At 68.0% G+C, this 18,699-nt stretch carries 13 protein-coding genes; 5 read left to right on the plus strand and 8 right to left on the minus strand.

The genetic code is table 11. From position 1 onward, the window contains the following. Position 1: 1 nt before the first annotated feature. From mutL to AC5P67_RS04255, 4 genes are all read right to left on the minus strand, one after another. Positions 2 to 1,906 carry a DNA mismatch repair endonuclease MutL gene (mutL, locus tag AC5P67_RS04240; RefSeq protein ID WP_062606511.1) on the minus strand — a complete coding sequence of 635 codons (1,905 nt, stop codon included), beginning with the start codon at positions 1,904 to 1,906 and terminating at the stop codon, positions 2 to 4. A 165-nt stretch (positions 1,907 to 2,071) separates the two neighbouring features. After that, complete coding sequence (locus tag AC5P67_RS04245) at positions 2,072 to 3,634, minus strand: N-acetylmuramoyl-L-alanine amidase (protein ID WP_099606064.1); 1,563 nt, start codon at positions 3,632 to 3,634, stop codon at positions 2,072 to 2,074. Between the two features lie 82 nt (positions 3,635 to 3,716). After that, entirely contained in the window at positions 3,717 to 4,199 is a 483-nt protein-coding gene (gene tsaE / locus AC5P67_RS04250; protein ID WP_005410396.1) for a tRNA (adenosine(37)-N6)-threonylcarbamoyltransferase complex ATPase subunit type 1 TsaE, read from the minus strand. Beyond that, on the minus strand, positions 4,196 to 5,680 hold the full coding sequence (locus AC5P67_RS04255; protein ID WP_495214324.1) for an NAD(P)H-hydrate dehydratase: 1,485 nt from the start codon (positions 5,678 to 5,680) through the stop codon (positions 4,196 to 4,198). The genes tsaE and AC5P67_RS04255 overlap by 4 nt, the downstream gene beginning before the upstream one ends. A gap of 23 nt (positions 5,681 to 5,703) precedes the next feature. Between AC5P67_RS04255 and queG the strand changes: the two genes are divergently transcribed. Both queG and xseA read left to right on the plus strand, forming a co-directional pair. Then, positions 5,704 to 6,774 (plus strand): tRNA epoxyqueuosine(34) reductase QueG, encoded by a 1,071-nt coding sequence (gene queG / locus AC5P67_RS04260; protein WP_005410398.1) that lies wholly within the window; start codon positions 5,704 to 5,706, stop codon positions 6,772 to 6,774. Positions 6,775 to 6,818: 44 nt separating this feature from the next. Then, positions 6,819 to 8,150, plus strand: a complete 1,332-nt coding sequence (xseA, locus tag AC5P67_RS04265; protein ID WP_099530658.1) for an exodeoxyribonuclease VII large subunit — start codon at positions 6,819 to 6,821, stop codon at positions 8,148 to 8,150. 612 nt (positions 8,151 to 8,762) lie between these two features. Here xseA and AC5P67_RS04270 read toward each other — a convergent pair. Both AC5P67_RS04270 and AC5P67_RS04275 read right to left on the minus strand, forming a co-directional pair. Continuing rightward, a complete protein-coding gene (locus tag AC5P67_RS04270; RefSeq protein ID WP_049448381.1) occupies positions 8,763 to 9,659 on the minus strand; it encodes a M48 family metallopeptidase in 897 nt (298 codons plus the stop codon). A gap of 88 nt (positions 9,660 to 9,747) precedes the next feature. Next, positions 9,748 to 11,640 (minus strand): formylglycine-generating enzyme family protein, encoded by a 1,893-nt coding sequence (locus AC5P67_RS04275; protein WP_099527712.1) that lies wholly within the window; start codon positions 11,638 to 11,640, stop codon positions 9,748 to 9,750. A gap of 84 nt (positions 11,641 to 11,724) precedes the next feature. Between AC5P67_RS04275 and rnd the strand changes: the two genes are divergently transcribed. The 3 genes from rnd to AC5P67_RS04290 all read left to right on the plus strand — a co-directional run bounded on the left by rnd (position 11,725) and on the right by AC5P67_RS04290 (position 15,420). Continuing rightward, on the plus strand, positions 11,725 to 12,804 hold the full coding sequence (rnd, locus tag AC5P67_RS04280; RefSeq protein WP_024958088.1) for a ribonuclease D: 1,080 nt from the start codon (positions 11,725 to 11,727) through the stop codon (positions 12,802 to 12,804). 68 nt (positions 12,805 to 12,872) lie between these two features. After that, the gene (locus AC5P67_RS04285) at positions 12,873 to 13,229 is read left to right on the plus strand and encodes a hypothetical protein (RefSeq protein WP_227843311.1); all 357 of its coding nucleotides are present in this window, start codon (positions 12,873 to 12,875) and stop codon (positions 13,227 to 13,229) included. A gap of 118 nt (positions 13,230 to 13,347) precedes the next feature. Continuing rightward, positions 13,348 to 15,420, plus strand: coding sequence for a DUF4034 domain-containing protein (locus AC5P67_RS04290; protein WP_111117830.1), 2,073 nt, complete (start codon positions 13,348 to 13,350; stop codon positions 15,418 to 15,420). A gap of 88 nt (positions 15,421 to 15,508) precedes the next feature. Here AC5P67_RS04290 and AC5P67_RS04295 read toward each other — a convergent pair whose 3' ends face one another. Then, positions 15,509 to 17,839, minus strand: coding sequence for a TonB-dependent receptor (locus tag AC5P67_RS04295; protein WP_111117831.1), 2,331 nt, complete (start codon positions 17,837 to 17,839; stop codon positions 15,509 to 15,511). Between the two features lie 208 nt (positions 17,840 to 18,047). Then, complete coding sequence (locus AC5P67_RS04300) at positions 18,048 to 18,629, minus strand: TetR/AcrR family transcriptional regulator (RefSeq protein ID WP_049437387.1); 582 nt, start codon at positions 18,627 to 18,629, stop codon at positions 18,048 to 18,050. Positions 18,630 to 18,699 lie beyond the last annotated feature (70 nt).

Below are 18,699 nucleotides of genomic sequence, written 5' to 3' on the forward strand. Positions count from 1 at the left end.
CTCAACGTCCGCGCAGGAACCAGCGGTCGATCTCCGCCAGCGAAAAACGGGCCCAGGTCGGCCGGCCGTGGTTGCACTGGCCAGACCGTTCGGTGATTTCCATGTCGCGCAGCAGCGCGTTCATTTCCGGCACGGTCAGGCGCCGGTTGGCACGCACCGCACCGTGACAGGCCATGGTCGACAGCAGTTCGTCACGTGCGCTGGCCACGCGGCGGCTCTGGCCGTGCTCGCGCAGGTCGGTCAGCACATCGCGCAGCAGCCCCTCCGGTTCGGCATGCGCCAACAGCGCTGGAATACTGCGCACGTGCAGCGATCCGGGACCGGCACGGGTCACCTCGAAGCCGAGCGCCGCCAACGTTTCGGCTTCACTTTCGGCGGTGTCGGCTTCGCGCTCGCCCACGGCGAGTGTGATCGGCACCAGCAGCGGCTGCGACTGCAGGCCGATACCGTCGTGCGCGTTCTTCAGGCGCTCGTAGCCGATGCGCTCGTGCGCGGCATGCATGTCGACCACGATCAGGCCTTCTGCGTTCTCGGCCAGGATGTAGATGCCGTGCAGCTGCGCGATCGCGTAGCCCAGCGGCGGTACGCCGGCGTCGGCACTGGTCACCGGCAGTCCGTTCTCGGCCGGCATCGGCGGCAGCGCAGCACCGCGTTCGGCACCGGCCGGCGCGGCATACAGCGCGGCATAGGCCGCCGGTGCATCGGCCACCTGCAGTCCAAGGGGCTGCTGCGGGCGCCAGCCGGAAAAACCACCACCACCGCCACCCGAGCCGGCACCGGGCGCAGGTCCACGCGCCAGCCCGAAACCCGATGCGCCCGCGCTCGATGTCATCGGTGCAGCAGCGGCGTCCACCGGATGCACCGGACCCGCACCGATCTCCTGCGCCGACATGCCGGCGCGGGTATCAGCCAGCGCGTCCTTCAGCGTGCGGTAGACGAAATCGTGCACCAGCCGCGAATCACGGAAGCGAACCTCGTGCTTGGCCGGGTGCACGTTGACGTCAACGCGGGTCGGGTCGAGCTCGAGGAACAGCACATAGGCTGGCTGGCGGCCGTGGTACAGCACATCGCCGTAAGCCATCTTCACCGCATGGGCGACGCTGCGGTCGCGCACCGAACGGCCGTTGACGTACAGGTACTGCTGGTCGGCGCTGGCGCGCGAATAATGCGGCTGCGCGATCCAGCCGTGCAGGCGCAGGCCGGCACCACTGTGGTCGACGCGCACGGCCTGGTTGGCGAAATCCTCGCCCAGCGTTTCGGCCAGGCGCGCATCGGAATACAGATCGCCCGGCTTGTAGCGGCGCGAGGCCTTGCCGTTGTGCGACACGCGCAGCTCGACATCCGGTCGCGCAAGCGCCAGCGAACGCAACCACTCTTCGATGTGCCCCAGTTCGGTACGCTCGGCGCGCAGGAACTTGCGCCGCGCCGGTACGTTGTAGAACAGCTCGCGCACTTCCACGGTGGTGCCGGGTGCATGCGCACGGGGCGTCACTTCGCCGATCTTGCCGCCTTCGATCTGCAGTGCCGAACCGTGTTCGTCATGTGCGCGACGCGAGGACAGGGTAAAGCGGCTGACCGAGGCGATCGACGGCAGCGCTTCGCCACGGAAACCGAGCGTGGCCACCGATTCGAGGTCGTCCAGATCGGCGATCTTGCTGGTGGCGTGGCGCGAGACCGCCAGCGGCAGCTGTTCCGGCGCGATGCCACTGCCATTGTCGCGGATGCGGATCAGGCGGACACCACCCTCTTCAAGATCGATATCAACGCGGCTGGCACCGGCATCGATCGCGTTCTCGACCAGCTCCTTGACCACCGACGCAGGACGTTCGACCACTTCGCCGGCGGCGATCTGGTTGATCAGGATTTCCGGCAACGGCCGGATCGGGCGCGGTCCGGGCGCGCTCATGGGAGAGGATGGGCAGCAGACTTCATGGGTTGATGATAGCGGAGGCTGCGCATGTAGAGTCGACTGTCAGTCGACTGCCCTCCGCCGGGCGGCGAAAACCCCGCGCTGCGCGCGTAGTCGACTGACAGTCGACGCTACAGAAAGCAGCAACCTGCCTTCGGCGGGTTACTTGCTGCCGCCGGCCATGGTCCCGGCAGCGTCGATCTCGGCCTGGGCACGGGCTGCGTACAGCGTGCCCGGCGGTGGCTGGCGGCTGAAGAAGGTGTGCACGCCATCGAGCACGGCGCCGGCGATCTTGCGCTGGTAGGCCGGGTCGATCAGGCGGCGCTCTTCGTCCGGGTTGGAGATGAACGCGGTTTCCACCAGCATCGCCGGCATGTCCGAGGTGCGCAGCACGGCGAAGTTCGCACGTTCGATGTTCGGCTTGTGGTTGTTGCCGATCCGCTTCAGGCCGCCCAGCACGTGGCCGGCGGCATCTTCAGACGCCTTCATGTAACCGCTCTGGGCAAGGTCCAGCAGCACGTTGGCAAGCGTGCCTTCGGTCTGCTGCAGGCGCACGCCACCCACCAGGTCGGCCGCGTTTTCCTTGTCCGCCAGCCAGCGGGCGCGCTGCGAAGAGGCGCCCTTGGTCGACAGCACGTATACCGACGAACCAGTGGCCGAACGGTTTTCGGCCGCGTCGGCATGGATCGAAATGAAGATGTCGGCCTTGTTTGCACGTGCCTTCTGCGCACGCATCGGCAGCGGGATGAACACGTCGCTGTCGCGGGTCAGATAGGCCTTCAGGCCCGGCGTCGCGTTGACCTGGCGGGCCAGCTCACGCGCCACCGCCAGGGTGACATCCTTTTCGCGCTTGCCGGTCGGGCCGATCGCGCCGGGATCCTGGCCACCATGGCCGGGATCGATGGCGACCACCAGATGACGCATGCCGGCCTGCATGCGGATGCGCGAGGCATCGCTGGGCATGGCCGGGCGCGGCGGTTCCACCGGCGTCGGCGCCGGTGCAGGCACGGTAGCCGGCGGCGTGGTCACCACGGCGGCGGTGCGCTGGCCGGCCAGGATCGCGGCCGGCGAGGAAGAAGGTGAGCTGCTGGCCACGGTACCGGCCGCCGCAACCTGGGCCGGCGCGGTGGACGGCGCCGGGGTCGGCGTGGCCGGTGTGGCGGCAGTGGCACTGGCCTGCTGCCGCACCTGCGCGGTCAGCAGTGCGGTCGCACGTGCGGCATCGGAACGCGACTGTGCGCTTTCAGCCGGGGTCGGCCCGGGCGTCGCCACCGGTGCCTGCGGCTGCACCGCCGGTGTCGCTGCCGGACGGCTGGCGGCCACGGCCGGGCCATCGCCCGGCCATTCGATCACCAGCTTGGATTCATTGCCCTCCCGCTGCATCTGCGGGCGGAACGGCGCCACCGATTCAGCGAGGTCGAAAACGACACGGAAGGTCCCCGGCACCGGCTGTCCGGTACGCACCGCCGTAACCACGCCCTGCGCAGCCGGCATCTTCAGGTTGCGTATGGCGCTGGAGTCAGGGAAGTCGACCACCAGACGGTTCGGACCGGCCAGAGAAAGCGTCTTGTAGCCGCCACTGCCGACCAGCGAGATCTCGGCACGGGTGCCGGTGGCGCCGGTATTCAGCAGGACCTGGCGGACTTCACCGGCCCACGCACTGACGCTCGCCAGACCCAGTCCGACGGCGGCACAGATAGCGATGAGACGGTTCCCCGGGCGCATGGCTCAGGATTCAATCACCGCGCTGAACGGAATGCAACACCTTTTTCCTTAATAATCCGTAACCTGCCGGTCTTTGTTCTCGTCAGCCGACAGAAATGGCCTGCAAGTCGCCCCCTTGGGGAAGCCGCTTCAGCCACTCATGTCCGACGTCGCTGGCTCCGGTGAGACGGGCGCGACGCCCCTGCCCCTCGATCTCCAACGCCACCACCAGGTCGGTCGGCGGCAGCGCGCCAGCGCCGCGTTCCGGCCATTCCACCAGCCACAACACCGCGCTGCCCTCGTCCAGGCCCAGGAAATCGAGTTCGCCGGCCTGGCCGATCCGGTACAGGTCCAGGTGCCAGGCCTCGCCACCGCTGGCAAGCGGATAGCGCTCGACCAGGGTGTAAGTGGGGCTGCGGATGGCGCCCTGCACGCCCAGTGCGCGCAGCAGCGCGCGTGCGGTGGTGGATTTGCCGGCGCCGAGGTCACCGCGCAGTTCGATCAGCGCCTGCGGCGGTCGGGTCGCCGCCAGCCACTGCCCGAGCAGTTCGGTGGCATCGCTGTCGGCAAGGAAGAATTCAGTCATGAAGAGCGTTCCGGGTTGGCCAGTTGCCGCAGCGGCACCAGCAGATCAGTGGGAAGCATGCCGCGCGCGCCGTCGGCGGCCGCAGCGTCGCCGGCGAGCGCGTGCAGCAGTGCGCCAGCGGCGGCAGCGTCGAAGGCGGCCAGGCCCTGCGCGCGCAGGCTGGCAATGATGCCGGTGAGCAGGTCGCCCATGCCCCCCACGGCCATGCCGGGGTTGCCTGCAGCAATCAGCCGTGGCACCTGCCCGGGCGCCGTCACGATGCTGCCCGCGCCCTTCAGCACCACCACGGCGTGGAATCGCTCGGCCAACGCCTGCGCACAGCGGTAGCGATCGGCCTGGATGTCAGCGGTACTGCACTCGAGCAGGCGCGCGGCCTCGCCCGGATGTGGCGTAAGGATCGCCTCCGGCAGCGCGCGCGGATCCTGCGCCAGCAGATTCAGCGCATCGGCATCAACCACCAGCGGTTTGTCGCTGTCCAACACCTGCGCAAACATTGCGCGTGCCCATTCGTCCTGGCCCAGGCCGGGGCCGATCGCCACCACCCTGGCCTTGTCCAGCAGTGCCGGCAGCACATCGCCATCTTCAAGCGCATGGGTCATCGCCTCGGGAAGCCGGGCCAGCAACGGGCCGACGTGATCGCGCCGGGTGGCCAGGCTCAACAGTCCCGCGCCGGCACGCAGTGCCGCTTCGGCCGCCATCGCGATGGCCCCACCGCTGCCATGGTTGCCGCCGACGCACAGCACGTGCCCGGATTCGCCCTTGTGGGTATTGGCACGACGCGGCGGCAGCAGTGCCGGCAAGCGAGCCTGGGTCCAGTGCTCTGCGGCGGGTGACACGCCCTGCCATGCGGCCGTGGGTAGCTGCAGCGGCGCCAACACCTTCCGCCCGCAATGATCCAGCGCATCGCCGGTATACAGCCCGCGATGCGGCACGATGAACTGCAGGGTCAAAGCAGCCTTCACCGCCTCGCCCGGTACGGCGCCCCGGTCGGCATCGACGCCACTGGGGACGTCCAGCGCCAGAACCGGTGCCGTCTGCGCGTTGAGGGCGGCGATCAGCGCCTGCGCCGCGCCTTCCGGCGCACGGTCGAAGCCCAGACCGAACAGGGCATCAACCCAGATATCGGCCTCGGGCAGCGCGCCGTCGAAATCGGTGATGGTGCCGCCGTCGGACGTGAATTCCGATGCTGCACGCTGTGCCAGCGACGTCGCCGGTGGCTTGCCCGGCAAGGCGATCACCGTCACCGCGCGCCCGGCCTTCCGTGCATGGCGGGCCAGCACCTGGCCGTCGCCACCGTTGTTGCCTGCTCCGACCACCACGCCGATCCGCTGCGCCTGCGGCCAATGCTGCAGCAGGCACTGCCAGGCGGCCTGGCCGGCCTGCGCCATCAGGCCCCAACCACCCTCGGCGGCCAGCGCAGAGGCCTGCGCATCAAGCGCACGCGCGGCAGCGGAATCGAAAAGATCGGCAAGGTTGGCCATGCAGGGATTTTATACTGGTGCACATGTCCCCCGCCCCCATCCCCGTCGATCCGGCCCAGGCCGTGCAGCGCATCCGCGAACTGGCGCGTGCGCATGGCTTCCAGCGCTGCGGTATCGCCGGCATCGAGCTGGGCGAGGACGAGGCGCACCTGGCCGACTGGCTGGGCCAGGGCCTGTACGGCACGATGGACTGGATGGCGCGCCACGGCACCCTGCGTGCGCGCCCGGCCGAGCTGCTGCCCGGCACCGTACGGGTGATCTCGGTGGGCATGGACTACAGCCACAAGGACGACACCGAAGCCTGGGCAACCCTGGCCGACCCGGGCCGCGCCTACGTGGCCCGTTACGCCTTGGGCCGCGACTACCACAAGCTGATGCGCAACCGCCTGCAGAAGCTGGCCACGCAGATCAACGATGAAGTGGCACCGCTGGGCTACCGCGTGTTCGTCGATTCGGCGCCCGTGCTGGAACGCGCACTGGCGCGCAATGCCGGCCTGGGCTGGATCGGCAAGCACACCTGCCTGATCGACCGCCATGGCGGCTCCTGGTTCTTCATCGGCGAGATCTACATCGATATCCCGCTGCCGATCGATGCACCGGCCACGGCACACTGCGGCACCTGCACGCGCTGCATCGATGTCTGCCCGACCCAGGCCATCACCGGCCCGCAGCGGCTGGACGCGCGGCGCTGTATTTCCTACCTGACCATCGAGCACGACGGTGCCATCCCCGAAGACATGCGGCCGTTGATCGGCAACCGCATCTACGGCTGTGACGACTGCCAGCTGGTCTGCCCCTGGAACAAGTTCGCCAAGCGTACCGACGAAGCCGATTTCCGCGCGCGCAACAACCTCGACACTGCCCGTCTGGACCAGCTGTTTGCCTGGGACGAAGCTGAATTCCTGCGCCGTACCGAAGGCAGCCCGATCCGGCGCAGCGGCCATGAACGCTGGCTGCGCAACATCGCCGTGGCACTGGGCAATGCACCGTCCTCGGCCGAAGCGTTGGCCGCGTTGCATACCCGCGTCGATGATCCCTCGCCGCTGGTGCGTGAACACGTGCAGTGGGCGCTGGGCCAGCACACGGTGCGCTGACGTGCGATCCTGAGCCCCCGTTCCGCCCGCAGCACGCCGTTCCCATGCAGCCACGCAACAACGACATCCTCACCCCCAGCCAGCTCAACACCCTGGCCCGCGACCTGCTGGAAGGCAGCTTCCCGGCGATCTGGGTCGAGGCCGAACTGGGCAGCGTGGCGCGTCCCGCCTCCGGGCATCTGTATTTCACCCTGAAGGATGCGCGTGCGCAGCTGCGCGCGGCAATGTTCCGGATGAAGGCGCAGTACCTGAAGTTCGTGCCGCGCGAAGGCATGCGCGTGCTGGTGCGCGGCAAGGTGACCCTGTACGACGCCCGTGGCGAGTACCAGATGGTGCTGGACCATATGGAGGAAGCCGGCGAAGGCGCACTGCGCCGCGCCTTCGAGGAGCTGAAGGCACGCCTGGAGGCCGAAGGCCTGTTCGACCCGGCACGCAAACGGCCGCTGCCGACGCACGTGCAGCGCCTGGCGGTGATCACCTCGCCCACCGGCGCCGCCGTGCGCGACGTGCTGAGCGTGCTCGGCCGCCGCTTCCCGCTGTTGGAGGTCGACCTGCTGCCGACCCTGGTGCAGGGCAGCAGCGCCGCGGCGCAGATCACCCGGCTGCTGCAGGCCGCCGATGCCAGTGGCCGCTACGACGTGATCCTGCTGACCCGTGGCGGCGGTTCACTGGAAGACCTGTGGGCCTTCAACGATGAAGCACTGGCCCGCGCGATCGCCGCCAGCCACACCCCGGTAGTGTCGGCGGTGGGCCATGAAACCGACTTCAGCCTCAGCGATTTTGCCGCCGACCTGCGCGCACCAACGCCGTCGGTGGCAGCCGAGCTGCTGGTACCGGACCAGCGCGAACTGGCCCTGCGCCTGCGCCGCACGGCCGCGCGCATGGTGCAGCTGCAACGGCATGCGATGCAGCAGGCGATGCAGCGTGCCGACCGCGCCCTGCTGCGCCTGAACGCACAGAGCCCGCAGGCGCGGCTGGACCTGTTGCGCCGCCGTCAGCTCGATCTGGGCCGGCGCCTGCATGCGGTCTTCAACCAGCAGCAGGAGCGCCGTGCCGCACGCCTGCGCCATGCGGCCGCGGTACTGCGCGGGCACCATCCGCAACGCCAGCTCGACGCGATGCAGCGCCGCCTCGCCGCCCTGCGCGGGCGGCCGCAGGCAGCGATGCAGCGCCTGCTGGAGCGCGATGCACTGCGACTGCGCGGGCTGGCCCGCTCGCTGGAAGCGGTCAGCCCGCTGGCCACCGTGGCCCGCGGCTACAGCATCCTGACCCGCACTGACGATGGCACGCTGGTACGGAAGGTCGACCAGGTGCAGCCCGGTGACGCGCTGCAGGCCCGCGTTGGCGACGGCGTGATCGACGTGCAGGTCAAGTAAAGGGGTGGTCGGCAGGGCTGCGCCCTGCACCTGCAGAGGCTTCAAGCAACGGCCGAAGCAACAGCCAAAGCGGCTCTGGATTGCTGATGGTTTGGCGGGGCGGTGTGGCTGTGCAGGACACGCCGTAAACCCCGCTCCGCGGTCCGGCCCAGCCGCTGGCGGCTGTGCGTTCGGGCGCTTGCGAAGCAGTGCTTCGCAAACGAAGCGCCCTCACCCCTGGGGGCTCGATGGCGCCATCCATGGCGCCAACGGTCCTGCACAGCCACACCGCCCCACCCTCGACAGTTTCCCGATGACGGTCGGTAGATCCACGCCATGCGTGGATGAATCCCTGTCAGATATCGAATCAATTCGGGGTCAGATCCGTTTTCCGTAGGAAAACGGATCTGACCCCACGCCATTCCGACAGATCGCGAGAATCTGTCGAAGGCGGGGTGGGTCCGGTTGAGGGGGCGTGAGCCGCATGGATGCGGCGACCGAGCTTACATGGACGTACTTGCAGCGCCCCCCTCAACCGGACCCACCCCGCCATCCCACGGAATGCACGCTGCTGCTGTTGCTGTTGCTGTTGCTTCGGCAGGTGCAGGGCTGCAAGCCCTGCCGACCAACCCCCTACTTTGCCTGCTCGCAGAACTTCTGCCGGTACTCGAGCGCCTTCGGCATCAGCGCCTGCAGGTTCTGGATGCGGGTGCCCGGATTCGGATGGGTCGAGGCGAACTCCGGTGGCGACTGGCCGCCGCTGGCCTGGCCCATGCGCTGCCACAGCGGCACCGCCTCGCGGGGATCGAAGCACGCCGCTGCGGCCAGCATCAGCCCCACTTCATCCGCCTGTGTCTCGTGGCTGCGCGCATACGGCAGCAGATACCCATAGCCCATCGCCGACATCATCATCTGTTGCTGCTGCGCATCCATGCCGCTGGCGGCGCCGGCCACCTGCCCGATCTGGGTCAGCTTCTGCTGGGCCATGCGCTGTGCACCATGGCGCAGCAGCGCATGGGCGATCTCATGCCCCATCACCACCGCCATCGCATCGCGGGTGCGTGCTACCGGCACCAACCCGGTGTAGACCGCCATCTTGCCGCCCGGCAGGCAGAACGCATTGGCCTGGTCGGACGGAATCACATTCACTTCCCACTGGAAATCCCGCGCGAAATGCGCCGGCTGCACGCCGTGCTCCTGGGCCAGCGCGGTCTCCACCACATCGACCTTGGCAATCAGGCGCTGGGCGATATCGCGCACGTCGCGCGCGATCGGTGCATTGGGGTCCATCGGCCGTTCCTGCGACAGGATCTGCTGGTAGGCCTGCAGCCCCAGCGCGGTTTCCTGGCGCGCGTCCAGGCTGCTGTCGATCATCACCTTCTCGCCGGTGTACGGATCGACCGTGCGGTTGGAGAACCAGTAGAACAGCGCATAGCCGGCGGCCAGCAGCAGCACCCACCAGCGGATGTTGCCGAACAGGCCACGCCGCTGTGGGCCTTGCGACGAGCGGGAGAAGGGATCGTTGCGCATCGGGGGACTTCCTGCTGGCCCCGCCGGCTGGCGGGCACGGCGCAATCTTAGTGCGCCGCTGCCCGCAGCGGGTGAAGCCGGGTGCCGCTCAGATGCCGCGCACCAGGCGGAAGCCGATGCGGGCGTTGGTGGTATCCGAATCCTGGGATTGCCGCCAGGCCGCGCGGGTCTGCTCGGGGGCATTGGCCCAGTTGCCACCGCGGATCACCCGCGACCGGCAGCCCGGGTTGAACCAGGCGACGCCATCGGACGGTGCGCGGCGGTAGCTGGCATGCCAGCAGTCGGCCACCCATTCGCTGAGGTTGCCGCCCATGTCGTGCAGACCGAAGGCATTGGCCTGGAAGCTGGCCACCGGCGCCGGCCCCCACCAGCCATCGCCGTACCCGATAAACGCGTTGTGCCAGTGCCGTCCCGAAGGCGAAACGTCCTTGCTGCCGGTGAAGTTGCCGCTGCCTGGCGGCGGCACGCCGGCATCGCCCCACGGATAGCGGCCACTGCTGCCAGCGCGCAGCGCGTACTCGAACTCGGCTTCGCTGGGCAGCCGGTAGCTGCGGCCAGTCTGCTCGGACAGCCACGCTGCATAATTCTCGGCATCACGCACACTGACGTGCATCACCGGCGAGTTGCCCAGCGCGCGACCGCCGTCGTAGTCGGAACGCCAGTCCACGCCGCTGCGGCGGATGAAATTGCCGCTGCGTTCGTCGTAGACCACCGAATGGCCACGCCGGGTCGCGCGCGGGCGCGCATTGGAGGCTTTCACGTAGCGCTCGAAATCGCTGACGGTGATCTCGGTGATCGCCATGGCAAAGCCGCGATCGAAGCGCACGTAGTGCGACGGACGCTCGGCATCACTCGAGCCCGGCTCGGCATCGCCTGCACCCATCTGGAAGCCACCGTGGGGCACCACCACCATCTGCGGTCCGCGCCCCCCATCGCGCATCGCATCACTGAACACCTGTCCCGGCCGGAAGCTCCCGTAATGGGTGGCCAGGTCGATGCGCTCGCGAAGCTGTCCCACCACTGCATCACCCGGCAGAGCGATGCGAAGCGCCTCGGCCAGCTTCTCGCGCGCCGGCTTCAGGCCTTGTGGCGTGGCAAGGTCACGCAGTCCGTCATCACGCAGCTGCAGCAGCGTGGCGGCGCGGATCTGCTCGATGCGTTCGAAGGCATCGGCGATCGTCGGTGACGAATCGCGCACTTTGCTGGCTTCGGCCAGCCAGGTACCCGCACTGGCAAAATCGCGCGCCCGAGCAGCCTGTTCGGCACGGCGGATCAACCCGCTCTCGGCTGCGGCCAGGCCCTGCCGTGCGCGGCTGTTGTCTTCATCCAGCGCCAGCGCTTCACGGAAGTTGCCGATGGCACCGTCGCCATCCTCACCGATACGGTCCGAGCGCAGGTCCTCCTCGCCAGCACGGTTGTAGGCCACCACCCGTTGCGCCAGCTCCGCCCGCGCCTGCAGCGCACGCACCTGCTCGTCCTTCGGCGACAGGGTCAGCAACACCAGTGCCTGGCGGCTGGCCTCGGCCAGCGCCTCGCGCTGCTTCAGCGGCCGCACCAGCAGGGCATCGGCCAGCTGCTGCAGTCGCTGGCGGGCACGCTGCAGGCCCAGCCGGGCCTGGCGGTCATCCGGGTCTTCTTCCTGCACCGCCAGCCACAGCGGAATGGCGGCATCCGCATCTTCATAGAGCCGGCCTTCAGCGAACGCCTGCTCGGCGGCGCGCCGCAACTGGGCAAGGCTGCGGCCCTGGCGGTCCACCCGTGGCGGCGTCCACTGCTGTACGTCCTCGGCGGCATCTTCACCGGCGATGGTCACGCTGCCCTGCCCGGCCTGCGAACTGGCATTGGCGCCGGTGTCGGCGCCCTCGGCCGCGCGCGCCTCTTCGCTGGCGGCCCGTTCCGCCGGCGCGGACGGCGACGGCGTGCAGCCGGCCAGGGCCACGGCCAGGGCGGTGCACAACACGGGCGACAACGGAAAACGCAAGCAGAGCCTCCTTCGGCACAGACGCGGACCGACGTTAGGCTATTCTCCCCTGCCTGAGCAAACCCGAGTAGTAGGCCCTGACCCGTGGCAACCTGGATCACCACCCCCGCCGAGCTGGAAGCGTACTTCCAGCAGCGCCCGACCCGCATCGGCCTGGACACCGAATTCATCCGTGAACGCACCTACTGGCCGCAGCTGGCCCTGGTGCAGATGGCGGTCGGGCAGGACATCCTGCTCATCGACCCGCTGATTCCCGGCATGACCGAGGCGCTTGCGCATTGGCTGGCCGATGAATCCATCACCAAGGTCATGCACAGCGCCAGCGAAGACCTGGTTGCCTTCAAGTGGGCCTGCGGCGTGCTGCCGCGACCGCTGTTCGACACCCAGATCGGGGCATCGCTGGCCGGCATCGGCGGCGGTATGGGCTACCAGAAGCTGGTGGCGGAGATCACCGGAGTGGCGCTGGCCAAGGGCGAGACCCGCTCGGACTGGATGCGCCGCCCGCTGTCCGAGTCGCAGCTGCAGTACGCCGCCGACGATGTCGAGCACCTGTTCGCACTGCACGACGCCATTGATGCCAGGCTGCAGGCGCTCGGCCGCCAGCAGTGGTTGCACGACGATGGCGAGCGCCTGCTGGCCAGTGTCGCCAACGATGAAGATCGCTGGCCGCACCTGGCGATGCGCTCGGCACAGTTCCTTGATGACGCCGCGCAGCACCGCCTGTTGCGCCTGCTGCGCTGGCGTGATGTGCAGGCACGCAGCAGCGACCGCCCGCGAAGCTGGATCCTGGACAACGAACTGGCCGCCACTCTGGCGCGCACGCCTCCGGCCGACGAGGCAGCGCTGGGCAAGCTGTTCGAGCAGTTCCCAAAGGCACCGCGCAAACTGGCCGGCGCCGTGTGGCAGGCGCTGTCCACGCCGCTGGCCGACGAAGCCGACGCGCCGCTGGCGCTGCCGGCCAACGACAGCAACAAGCAGGCGCTGAAGAAGCTGCAGGATGCCGTGGCCGAACGCAGCCGCGAACTGGGACTGCCAGATGGCATCCTTGCCTCGCGCAAGCACCTGGAAAGCTATCTGGAACGTCGCCAATGGCCCGCCGCACTGGCCGGCTGGCGCCAGCAGGAACTGGAGTCGCGCCTGCAGGCGCTGCTGCCGGCGAACTAGCAACCCGCATCGGCCGCCTCACGGGGCGGCCCTGCCAATGCTCGACAAGGACATTGCTGCGTGCCTGCATGGCCCTCTTCCTGCATGTCACGATGGATGATCCGCTCGCTGCTGCTGGCCAGCAGCACCCCTGCATGGATCGCAGCAGCCAGCTCAACGCCTACGCGGCACTGACGGGCGGGCTGGATCTGGCCCGTTCGGTTCACTACCTCGCGCTTGCGGCACGCCTGATCGAACAGGCCCCCGCTGCCAGCGAGCAGGACAAGCTCGAACCCTGGCTTCATCCGTACGCCCTGATGCACGGCTATTTCCCGGAATCGAGGCGTAGAGACAGGGCCAGGGCACACTCGCCTACCGGCCCGAGCTGCTGCTTGCCTTTCCGCTGCACATGGACGATCCGCAACGCGAACGCCTGTTCCGGGTGACGGGATTCACCTTCAAGCCTCCTGCTGAATGCCACCGACATGGCAGCCGCATGTCCTGCTTGCCGCCGCTAACGACCGCGCTTCTAATGTCCAGCCTCGTACTCGCTGGATTGCAGCAATGACAAACGGATTTGCAAAAGACGGGCTTTCCCCCGAAGACCTTGCCTGGCGCGTGCAGGCGCGCACTGCGCTGCAGGAACGGCGCTATGCCGAACTGGATGCGTTGCTTGCTCCACATGAGCTGGCCTGGCTGCAGGGAGAGAATGCGCTGCCCGGCATCCGCTGGCGGCTGCGCAACCTGCACGACGCCACGCTGACGCTGGAAGCCCGCCTGCAACAGGCCCAGCAGTGGGCCTCGGCCGCCCCCGGCAGCTACTACGCCTGGCTTTGCCTGGGCGTCTGCTGGCAGGACGCTGCCGGCGAACTGCGCAGCGCCGATGTTGCAGCACTGGTCGAAGACAGCCAGTGGCTGGCGGCGCAGCTGGCCCGCGACCATGCCGTGCACGCCTACCTGCAGGCGATGCCGCTGTCGCCACGACCTGCGTTGGCGCTGGATGGCATCAAGCGCATCACCAGCTACCTGCGCGAACCGAACTGGCTGCGTGCGCTGCAGGCCGGGGAACCCGCCGCATCCGATGACGCCACGCTGGCCGAGCACTACCCTCAAGCCTGGCCAAAGGCATTGCAGCTGCTGTCGCGCTTCGGCACGCCGTTGCAGACGCTGCCGGATACGCTGCCCCCGTTGCTGCGCGAGCGCAGCCAGGACGATTTCGACGCACCACTGGCGTACTGGATGCGCCTGGTACTGGAGCAGCGCCCGGACGATCTGGCCACGCTGGAGGACACCCTGTACTTCCTGTACCCGCGCTGGGGCGGCAGCCATGAGGCGATGGAGAACTTCATCGAGGGTAGCTGGTGCCGTGGCCTGGAACTGGCGCAGAGCAACGCGCTGCGGTGGCACAAGGAGCAGGACTGGATGGGCGATCTGCCCCACCGTGAGGATGCCGAGGCCGTGGCCGCGCACGAGCGCGCCTACACGCAGATCCTCGACTGGCACCTGGACCGCCACCTGCGCGCGCAGGTGCTGGCCCAGCGCGCCGGGCTGCGCTACCGTCTTGGCCGCGTTGAAGACAGCGAAGGCGTCGTGCAGTGGGATCCGGACCACATGCAGGCGGTGCTTGAAGATCTGCAGCAGGCATGGACATTGGACCGCGATGTGGTCCTGCATGAGGGGCTCAGCAACCTCGAGGCCTGCACCTGGTTCGCCCATGTCGACGGTGCCGAAGCACTGTTCGCACAGGTGGTGGACTATGCCGCGCGCGAAGGCGATTCGGCGATCGGCCTGCTCTGGGCCGCCACCGCCATCGAGCATGGCCTGCTCGGCCAGGCCAGCGACCCGACACGCGCCAGTGTCCTGCTGCAGCGCGCGTTGAAGCTTGCGCAGCAGGACGACACCTCGGCGGTGACGTTCGCCGCCAATCTGTTCTGTGATGTTTCGCAAGCCGCAGGCCTGTCGCTGCTGCAGCGCATGGCGGACGATGGCGACGCCGGCGCGATGTCGGCGCTGTGCGACCTGTACAAGGGCCGCCTCGGTGGCCGCGACCAACCGCAGTTCGCCGATGCGGAAAAGGCCGCCTACTGGCAGGAGCGTGCGGTGGAAGGCGGCGACCTGATCGCCACCTACAACCTGGCCGTACGCCTCGTCGCCGCAGGCGGCGCGGAGAATGAAGCGCGTGCGCGCGAGCTGTACCTGCGCTGCCTGGATGAGGCCGAGGCCGGCGAGCGCGTGTGGGGCCCAACCTGCCGCAACCTGGCCTGCCTGGCATTCGATGGCCGGAACGACGCGCACAAGCGCGAAGCGGTCGAACGCGCCTTGATTCCGCTGTGGTGGCGCGGCGACGACGACGACAAGCTGTGGGCTGCCGGCTATCTGGCCGACATCTACCACTTCGGTAACGGCGTCCCGGCCAATGCATTCCTCGCCCTGACCTGGCTGCAGCGTGCCAGCGAGATCGATCCGGAGTATGTGGACGTGGTACGCATGGCACCGCTGATCAACGGCGAAGGCCGCTGGTTCGGTGCCAGCCGCGCACGCAAGCAGCAGGAACAGGACCGGCAGCAGGTGGACAGCGCCACCTGGGCCCTGACCTTCGGCCAGCGCAGCCAGGACAGCAACCTCACTGCGGTCTGAAGCAACGAAAAGGGCGGCCCGGTAATCCGGGCCGCCCTTTGCATTCCAGCAGTGCGATGGCGGGATGCTCCGCCGTCGCGACAGCGCATTACCAGTTCATGTTCAGCGAGACACCGACGGTACGTGGTTCGTTGTAGACCGCGGCCATGTAGTTCTCGATCACACCCTTGAGGTTCTTCTCGTTGGTGATGTTGCGCGCGAACAGCGCCACTTCGTAGGCACCGTAGTTGCCCGAGTAGCCGATCTTCAGGCCACCCTCGAAGTCACCCTTGGAGTTGAACTCCTTGCTGTCGTACAGCACGAAGCTGGTGTAACCCTGCTTGTTCCAGTCGGTGGACACGAACATGGTGCCCGCGTCGCTGACCGGGAAGTCGTAGCGGGCGGCCAGGTTGACGTTGTACTTCGGCGCGTTCGGCAGCGGGTTGCCGTCGATCTGGGCGAAGGTGTTGGCACCGACCTTGATGGTCGGGTCACCGACGGTGCAGACCACCTGGCCGTTGAGGCCGCAGACCTGCGCATACACGCGCTTGTCCTTGATCTCGCTGTGCAGCAGGCTCAGGCCGGCGCTCAGGGTCAGGTTCGGGATCGGGCGCAGCTCCATGTCCGCTTCGAAACCGTAGGCCTTGGCCTTGTCGGCATTGAACAGCACGCCATTGCCGTCCGAATCGTTGCCGTTGAGCTGGATGTCGTTGACGGTGTAGGTGAACGCGGTAGCGTTCAGGCGCAGGCGGTTGTCCCACAGGCTGCTCTTCACACCCGCTTCCCAGGACAGGATGGTCTCGGAATCGGCGGTGGTGAAATCGGCGTTGAACACCGCCGAACGCCCCTGGATGGTCGGGCCGCGGAAGCCACGCGCGACCTTGGCGTAGACGCTCACGTCCGGCGTGATCTGATACATCGCGCTCAGATCCCAGCTCGGGGTGGTGTCGGACATCCTGACGTCGGTGCGGCCCTTGTAGGTGACCACGCCAGCGGCAGTGTCAGCGGTCTTCAGCAGGCGGGTGTGCTTTTCGTCCTTGGTCTGGCGCAGGCCGGCGGTGACAGTGAACTTGTCGGTGAAGGCGTAGCTCAGCTGGCCGAAACCGGCCCACGAGGTGTTCTTGTTGCGCAGGCGCACCCAGTTGTTCGGATTGCGGGCCGCGCCCTGCAGGAACCACGCGCGCTGGTAGAAGTCGGTGGTGTCGCTGCCGTTGAAGTAGAACGCACCGGCCTGCCACTGCAGGGCGCTGTCATCATGGCTGGCCAGGCGGAATTCCTGGGTCCACTGGTCCAGGTCACGGATGCGGCCCATCGACTGGCCGTAGCCGTTCGGCACGCCGTTGACCGGGAAGTTCACCGCGGCGCCGCCGTCGGTGTCGCCGCGGCTGTAGCCGGAGGTGGTTTCGTAGGCGGTGATCGAGGTGAAGTCGATCGCGCCGAAGTCATAACGCGCCTTCACCGAACCGCCGTAGGTCTTGTAGGCCTGCGGGTTGTTGTCGGCTTCGTCGTAGGCGACCTTGTCACGCGGCACGTCGGTCTTGTTCGAGCCCTTGGTCAGCGCACCGCGCAGGAACAGGGTCGAGGTGCCCTCGTAATCACGGGCGTGGGCCGAGGCCAGGATCGAGAACTGGTCGCTCGGGGTCAGCAGCAGCTGCGCGCGTACGTTGCGGTCATCGAAGCCGCCCATGGCGTTCTTCTTTGGGCTGACCGTGCCGTCGGCGCTCGGGCCGCGGTAGGTGTTGTCGACGTAGTCGTCGCGGTGCTGGTACAGGGCCGACACGCGGAACGAGGCGATGTCGTTGATCGGGCCGCCGAAGCCGCCGTCGATCGACACGCTGTTATAGGTCGCATAGCTGGCACTGACGCGGCCGGTGTAATCCTGGGTCGGCTTCAGGGTGTCGAACTTGACGATGCCGGCGGTGGTGTTGCGGCCGAACAGCGAACCCTGCGGGCCGCGCAGCACTTCCACCTGGTCGACGTCATAGACCGGGTTGGACTTCAGCACCACGTGCTCCAGCACCACGTCGTCCTGGATGATCGACACCGGCTGCGAGGCACCCAGGTAGAAGTCGATGTTGCCCAGGCCACGGATGTAGAAGCGCGGGAAGATGCGGCCGGTGGTGGTTTCCGCATACAGGCTCGGCACGCGGCCGGACAGCGCCAGCAGGGTGTCGTCGCCGCCGGCGGTGAAGTCGCGCATGCGCTCGCCCTGCACCACACCGACCGAGACCGGCACTTCCTGCAGGTTCTGCTCGCGGTGTTCGGCGGTCACGGTGATCGTGTCCAGCCCGGTCGGGGTCGGCGCGCTGTCCTGCGCGGCGGCACCGAAGCTGCCGACCAGGGCCAGGCCGGCACAGGCCAAGGCCAGCGGGTGGCGGCGGAAGGAAACAAGGGAAGACGACAGACCCGACAGGCGGCGGGAATCGGTATGGGAGGGCATGCAATGCTCTGAGGAGGCGTCCGTGCGGCCTGCGCGGGCCGGGCGGCAAAAAGGGGGAAAACTGCGCAAGCGGCCATTATCCCCCAAATTGTTACGATTTCGTTGCGCGACCCCCAAACCCGGCGAAACAAGCGGTTTCGGCACAGTCAGCCAGCACCGCCTGGGGTCAGATCCGTTTCCCAAGGGAGAACGGATCTGACCCCGGATCTCAGGGCAACGGGGTCAACGCGACATCGACCATCGCCAGCAGGCGCTCGCGGCTGATGCCGTCACGCGCCTGCACCGAGATGCCATGCAGCACCGTGGCGAAGTGGTCACCCAGCGCCTGCACCGCCGCGTCGTCGGCCAGCTCACCCTCGGCCTGCGCCTGCTGCAGCCGCGCGATGATCGCCGCCGTGCGCTGGCGACGATGGCTGGCCAGCCAGTCCCGCACGCCCTCGCCATCAGGCGAAACGCTGCTGGCCGAGGACACCACCAGGCAGCCATGCGGACGCCCACGGCGGGTGTAGGTCAGCACCGCCTCGCGCAGCATGGACCCGATCGCCTCGCGCAGCGTGGCCTGCTCCAGCGCGCGCGGCGCGAAACCACCCTCGCCCTCTTCGTACAGCGCAACGGCTTCGCGGAACAGCTGCTCCTTGCTGCCGAACGCGGCGTAGATGCGTGCAGAGGCAATGCCCAGCGTTTCGACCAGTGCCGACATCGACGTGCCTTCGTAGCCGTGCTGCCAGAACAGCAGCATCGCCTTGCGCAACGCCTGGTCCCTGTCGAATTCGCGCGGTCGCCCTGCCATCTGCCTGCCTGCTCCAGTGAGGCGCGCAGTGTAACGCGGGTGTTGACCATCGCGAGGGTCGCGCCTATTC

The sequence above is a fragment of the Stenotrophomonas sp. YJH_SMC_21 genome, from assembly GCF_059369555.1.

Excerpts from the sequence above, each read along its gene's own strand:
- mutL (WP_062606511.1), bottom strand. The coding sequence starts at position 1,906 with ATGAGCGCGCCCGGACCGCGCCCGATCCGGCCGTTGCCGGAAATCCTG.
- AC5P67_RS04245 (WP_099606064.1), bottom strand. The coding sequence starts at position 3,634 with ATGCGCCCGGGGAACCGTCTCATCGCTATCTGTGCCGCCGTCGGACTG.
- tsaE (WP_005410396.1), bottom strand. The coding sequence starts at position 4,199 with ATGACTGAATTCTTCCTTGCCGACAGCGATGCCACCGAACTGCTCGGG.
- AC5P67_RS04255 (WP_495214324.1), bottom strand. The coding sequence starts at position 5,680 with ATGGCCAACCTTGCCGATCTTTTCGATTCCGCTGCCGCGCGTGCGCTT.
- queG (WP_005410398.1), top strand. The coding sequence starts at position 5,704 with ATGTCCCCCGCCCCCATCCCCGTCGATCCGGCCCAGGCCGTGCAGCGC.
- xseA (WP_099530658.1), top strand. The coding sequence starts at position 6,819 with ATGCAGCCACGCAACAACGACATCCTCACCCCCAGCCAGCTCAACACC.
- AC5P67_RS04270 (WP_049448381.1), bottom strand. The coding sequence starts at position 9,659 with ATGCGCAACGATCCCTTCTCCCGCTCGTCGCAAGGCCCACAGCGGCGT.
- AC5P67_RS04285 (WP_227843311.1), top strand. The coding sequence starts at position 12,873 with ATGGCCCTCTTCCTGCATGTCACGATGGATGATCCGCTCGCTGCTGCT.
- AC5P67_RS04290 (WP_111117830.1), top strand. The coding sequence starts at position 13,348 with ATGACAAACGGATTTGCAAAAGACGGGCTTTCCCCCGAAGACCTTGCC.
- AC5P67_RS04295 (WP_111117831.1), bottom strand. The coding sequence starts at position 17,839 with ATGCCCTCCCATACCGATTCCCGCCGCCTGTCGGGTCTGTCGTCTTCC.
- AC5P67_RS04300 (WP_049437387.1), bottom strand. The coding sequence starts at position 18,629 with ATGGCAGGGCGACCGCGCGAATTCGACAGGGACCAGGCGTTGCGCAAG.